This window comes from Mesorhizobium sp. M7A.F.Ca.US.006.01.1.1 (assembly GCF_003997935.1).
Classification (GTDB): Bacteria; Pseudomonadota; Alphaproteobacteria; order Rhizobiales; family Rhizobiaceae; genus Mesorhizobium.
In genome coordinates this window covers 1-440 of sequence record NZ_RZQL01000546.1, presented here as the reverse complement: position 1 = coordinate 440, position 440 = coordinate 1, and the positions used below count along the sequence as shown (strand labels likewise).

Genomic DNA, 440 nt, shown 5'->3' with positions numbered 1-440 from the left:
GAACGCATCTTCGAGAAGGTCGTGTCATCGAGCGCCAAAGCCGACTTCACCGTGTCGGGCGTGTGGCCGCGCTTGAGAATGCGATCGGCAAACAGGGTCCTTTCGATGAAGGACAAATTGGCCCTTGCGGCGTTCTCTTGGCCCTGGGCAATAACATGATCCTCATCGCCCATCTTCTTGACGACCGCGCGTACTGGCCGTCCCAGCTGGCGGGCAACCTTGACGCGCCGATGCCCGAAGACGGTCTGAAAGCGACCGGAGAGCTCAGGATGAGGCCTGACCAGGATCGGAGAATCTTGTCCTCTTTCCCGAATGGCCGCAAGCAACTCCTGATATGCCTCATCGTCTTCGTCCAGGCGATCCGAAACGAAGGAGGTGTCCACAAATGCCGGATCGAGATCCACGACCGAGCTCTTGGAGAGCTCCTCGAAGGATTGCAT

At 58.4% G+C, this 440-nt stretch carries 1 protein-coding gene; it reads right to left on the bottom strand.

The genetic code is table 11. From position 1 onward, the window contains the following. Positions 1-440 (bottom strand): plasmid partitioning protein RepB (gene repB, locus EN943_RS37425; RefSeq protein ID WP_127416645.1); only part of this gene is annotated, 440 nt, incomplete at both ends.